General features: G+C 71.4%; 5 protein-coding genes. 3 read left to right on the forward strand and 2 right to left on the reverse strand.

The features are described from left to right. Positions 1–334, reverse strand: a 334-nt coding sequence (gene sodN, locus VFO68_RS32885) for a superoxide dismutase, Ni (protein WP_325162333.1), incomplete at its 3' end; no start/stop codon positions are given. Between the two features lie 52 nt (positions 335–386). Between sodN and VFO68_RS32890 the strand changes: the two genes are divergently transcribed. Further along, entirely contained in the window at positions 387–716 is a 330-nt protein-coding gene (locus VFO68_RS32890) for a S24 family peptidase (protein ID WP_325162334.1), read from the forward strand. On the opposite strand, the gene VFO68_RS32895 is transcribed toward VFO68_RS32890, so the two are convergent. Further along, positions 713–1312 carry a dTDP-4-dehydrorhamnose 3,5-epimerase gene (locus tag VFO68_RS32895; protein ID WP_325162335.1) on the reverse strand — a complete coding sequence of 200 codons (600 nt, stop codon included), beginning with the start codon at positions 1310–1312 and terminating at the stop codon, positions 713–715. The two genes, VFO68_RS32890 and VFO68_RS32895, sit on opposite strands and share 4 nt — an antisense overlap. Before the next feature lie 269 nt (positions 1313–1581). Between VFO68_RS32895 and VFO68_RS32900 the strand changes: the two genes are divergently transcribed. Then, positions 1582–2742, forward strand: coding sequence for an NADP-dependent malic enzyme (locus tag VFO68_RS32900; RefSeq protein ID WP_325162336.1), 1161 nt, complete (start codon positions 1582–1584; stop codon positions 2740–2742). A 46-nt stretch (positions 2743–2788) separates the two neighbouring features. After that, on the forward strand, positions 2789–4132 hold a 1344-nt coding region (locus VFO68_RS32905), incomplete at its 3' end, for a PAS domain S-box protein (RefSeq protein WP_325162337.1).

The following is a 4132-nucleotide window of genomic DNA, read 5'->3' on the forward strand; positions in this document are numbered from 1 at the left end:
GGTCCATGGAGCCCTTGGTGCCGCTCGCACCGGCGGCCTTGGTCGCCTTGTTGAACAGTTCGTGCAGTTGCGGGTACTTCTCGAAGTGCGGGGGCTTGAAGTAGTCGGTCCAGAGGACCCACAGGTGGTGCTTGACGAGCTCCGCGCGCTGCTCCTTGATCAAGATGGCGCGGGCGCGGAACTCGGGGTCCTCGTTGCTCTGGTACTTCTCCTGAATCGCCTTGACCGACTCGGCCTCGATGCGCGCCTGGGCCGGGTCGTACACGCCGCACGGAAGGTCACAGTGCGCGGTGGCCTCGATGCGGGGGCCGAGAATGCGCGACAGGAGTCGCATCTTTCCTCCTGACAGGGGTGTCTGATCCATTCGTTCGGACCCTACTCCCGGCATGCTGGTGCGGCAGACGGAGGTGATCGTGGCCCGGCGGTACCGGCAGGTCCAGGTGATCGGCAACTCGATGCTGCCGACGCTGGTCGACGGCGACCTCGTGCTGGCCCGGATCGGCGGTTCGGTGCGCCCGGACGACCTGGTCCTGGTGCGCTGGCCGCAGCGGCCGGACCAGATCTCGGTGAAGCGCGCGGCCTGGCGGGAGGGGGACGGCTGGTTCGTGGTCGGCGACAACACGGTCGCCTCGACCGACTCCCACCGGCTCGGTCCGGCCCAGGTGCTCGGGGTGATCCGCTGGCGGCTGTGGCCGAAACCACGCCGGATCCGTTAGCCTGCGCGGAGGTCGTACTGGGCGCGGCAGGCGGCGTAGCTGGGCAGCAGGCCGGCGGACTCGGCCTCGGCCAGCGTGGGGGCGGCGGCGTCCTTGTCGGACAGCAGCGGCACGAGGTCGGCGGGCCAGGGCAGGCCCAGGGCCGGGTCGAGCGGGTCGATGCCGTGTTCGCCGGCCGGGTTGTAGCCGGTCGAGCACAGGTAGGAGATCACCGTGTCGTCCTCGAGCGCGACGAACGCGTGCCCGACGCCTTCCGGCAGGTAGATCGCGCGCAGGGTGTCCGGGTCCAGGCGCACCGCGTCCCACTGGCCGAACGTCGGCGACCCCACCCGGATGTCCACCACCACGTCGAGCAGCGCGCCTGCCGGGCAGTAGACGTACTTGGCCTGCCCGGGCGGCACGTCGGCGTAGTGCAGCCCGCGCACCGTGCCCCGGCACGACCGGCTGTGGTTGGTCTGGGCGACGACCATCGGGTAACCGACCGCCTTGATGAACTGGTCCTCCTGGTACGGGACCGCGAACATGCCCCGGACGTCGGGAAACGTCTGGGGGGTGAACTCGAGGGCGTCCCGGACGGCCAGTTCTCGCACGTGCATGACCAACGACAGTACTGACGCCCTGCCGCAGACAACCTGCCGGCGGCCTGACAGAATGTGCGGACCGCAGCGTCCACGGGCTGTCCTGATTACCACCGCCGGGTGGCCCACAGCAAGGCGGCGCCAGCGCGCTTGGGTCGAACCGTGACCGGCGCTCGAGTGCGTCGCGAGAGTGTGTGCTTAGCGTCCGAGAGTCGACGCCCGCCACGCACAGCCCCGCAGGAGGGACGCCCGTGACCACTGTTGATGATCAGGCGGTTGGTACCGATATGGCCTCGCCCGTCACCGATGATGAGATCTTCCGCGCGCACGAGGGGGGCAAGCTCGGCATCGACGTGACCAAGCCGATCTCCGACCCCCGCTCGCTGGCGATCGCCTACACACCCGGCGTGGCGAAGGTGAGCCGCGCGATCGCCGAGGACGCCTCGCTCGCCGCGCGCTACACCTGGGCCCACCGCCTGGTCGCGGTGGTCAGCGACGGCACCGCGGTACTCGGCCTGGGCGACATCGGGGCGAGCGCGTCGCTGCCGGTGATGGAGGGCAAGGCGGCCCTGTTCAAGACCTTCGGCGGCCTGGACTCGATCCCGCTGGTGCTGGACACCACCGACGTCGACGAGATCGTGGAGACGCTGGTCCGGCTGCGCCCGTCGTTCGGCGCGGTCAACCTCGAGGACGTCGCCGCGCCGCGCTGCTTCGAGCTTGAGCGCCGGCTGATCGAGGCGCTGGACTGCCCGGTGATGCACGACGACCAGCACGGCACCGCGGTGGTGCTGCTGGCCGCGCTGCGCGGAGCCAACCAGGTGCTGGACCGCAAGATCGACAGCCAGCGGGTGGTCATCGTCGGCGCCGGCGCCGCGGGGGTGGCCTGCGCGAAGATCCTGCTCGCGGCCGGCGTCGGGGACGTGACCGTGCTCGACTCGCGCGGCATCGTCCACACCGGCCGGGACGGCCTCAACCCGGTCAAGGAGGACCTCGCGCTGGTCACCAACACCACCGGGCTGCGTGGTGGCCTGGCCGAGGCGCTGGCCGGGGCGGACGTGTTCGTCGGACTGTCCGGCGCGACGGTCTCCGAGGAACTGATCGCCTCGATGGCGCCGTCCGCCATCGTGTTCGCGCTGTCCAACCCCGACCCGGAGATCCACCCGCACGTCGCCGCCCGGCACGCGGCGATCGTGGCCACCGGCCGGAGCGACTTCCCCAACCAGATCAACAACGTGCTCGCCTTCCCCGGAATTTTCCGGGGCGCGCTGGACGTGGGCGCCCGCCGCATCACGGAGAACATGAAGCTCGCCGCGGCCACCGCGATCGCCGCCGTGGCCAGCGACGATCTGGCCCCGGACAAGATCGTGCCGAGCGCGCTCGACCCGCGGGTGGCCCCCGAGGTGGCCGAAGCTGTGGCTCGGGCGGCGCGGGAAGACGGGGTAGCCTGAGCGCGGCAAGAACAACATCGCGGCCGGGGGGCGGAAGGAAGGCGCCGTGGCCGATCATGTCGTGCGCGCCGAACTGCCTCCATCCGGAGCGCGGTCGGGCGACCTGGGCATGGCCGTTGACGGAGCACTGACCGGCAGCGACAGCTTCGCGGAGTCGCAATCCCTTGCGGCGGGCAAAAACGGGCCCGCCCCGTGGGACGACCCGGCGGTCGAGCGCGCGTTGCTGCTGGATGCCCAGCGGATGGCCCGGGTTGGCAGTTGGAGCTCGGACATCCGCAGCGGCCAGGTGTACCTGTCCGAGGGGCTGCGTCAGCTGATGGGGCTGTCCGACGGGTGCACCGCGACCGACGCGCTCGATCTCATCCACCCGAACGACCTGCCGGTCATCGACCAGTTCCGGGACCGGTTGAGGTCGGCGCAGGCGTCGGAGACGGTCGAGCTCGAGGTGCACGACGGCACCGGGACACGCACGTTCCTGGTGCGCGGCCGCACCGAGCGCGACGCCGACGGTGCGATCGTGCGGGTGCACGGCACGGTTGCCGACGTCTCGCCGTACCGCGCGGCCGAGCAGCAGGCCAGCCAGGACCGCCGGCTGTTCGGCGACGCCCAGCGGGTGGCCCGGCTGGGCACCTGGGAGTGGAACGCGGCCACCGGCGAGTGCATCTGGTCGACGATGCTCTACGAGCTGCTCGGCGTGGAGCCGGGCACACCGGTGACCTATGCCGACTACCTGGCGCTGGTGCATCCCGAGGACCGGGGCTGGGTGCATCAGCGGTTCCAGGAGCTGGCCACCGACGGCCGGGCCGTGGAGGTCGAGTTCCGGGTGGTGCGCCCGGACGGCGCGCGGCGGGTGTTCCGCTGCCGGGGTGAGGCGCTCGGGCCGGACAACGGCTCGCCGATCATGATCGGAACCGCGCAGGACGTCACCGAGCAGCGCTCGACCGAGACCCGGATGATGCGGTCCAGCCAGCGGTTCACCGACCTGGTGGCGATCACCCCGGTCGGCATCGCGCTGCTGGACGAGTCCGAGCGGGTGGTGGACGCCAACGAGTCGCTGTGCCAACTGCTCGGCGTGGATCTGGAGCGGCTGCGCGGGATGCCGGCCGCCCAGCTGGTGCACGCCAGCGACCGGGGTGGGCGGCTGCTGGCCAGCAGCAACGGCGGCCGGCACGGGACCGGGCCGTTCCGGGTCGGCCAGCGGGTGCTGGTCACGGCGTCCGGCAAGCCGGTGTACTGCGAGCTGTCCGCGACGGTGTCCATCGCCGACGACGGCGAGCGGTTCTGGCTGGTCGTGTTCTCCGACGTGACCGACCGGCGCAAGGCCGCCGAGCGGCTGCACTACCAGGCCACCCACGACGAGCTGACCGGGCTGCCCGGCCGGGCCGCGGTC

It is taken from the genome of Actinophytocola sp., assembly GCF_035712165.1.
In the GTDB taxonomy this organism is placed as follows: domain Bacteria; phylum Actinomycetota; class Actinomycetes; order Mycobacteriales; family Pseudonocardiaceae; genus DASYTH01.

Bases quoted from the DNA above. Each gene is read 5' to 3' on its own strand.
- VFO68_RS32895 (WP_325162335.1), bottom strand. From the start codon at position 1,312: ATGCACGTGCGAGAACTGGCCGTCCGGGACGCCCTCGAGTTCACCCCC.
- VFO68_RS32890 (WP_325162334.1), top strand. From the start codon at position 387: ATGCTGGTGCGGCAGACGGAGGTGATCGTGGCCCGGCGGTACCGGCAG.
- VFO68_RS32900 (WP_325162336.1), top strand. From the start codon at position 1,582: ATGGCCTCGCCCGTCACCGATGATGAGATCTTCCGCGCGCACGAGGGG.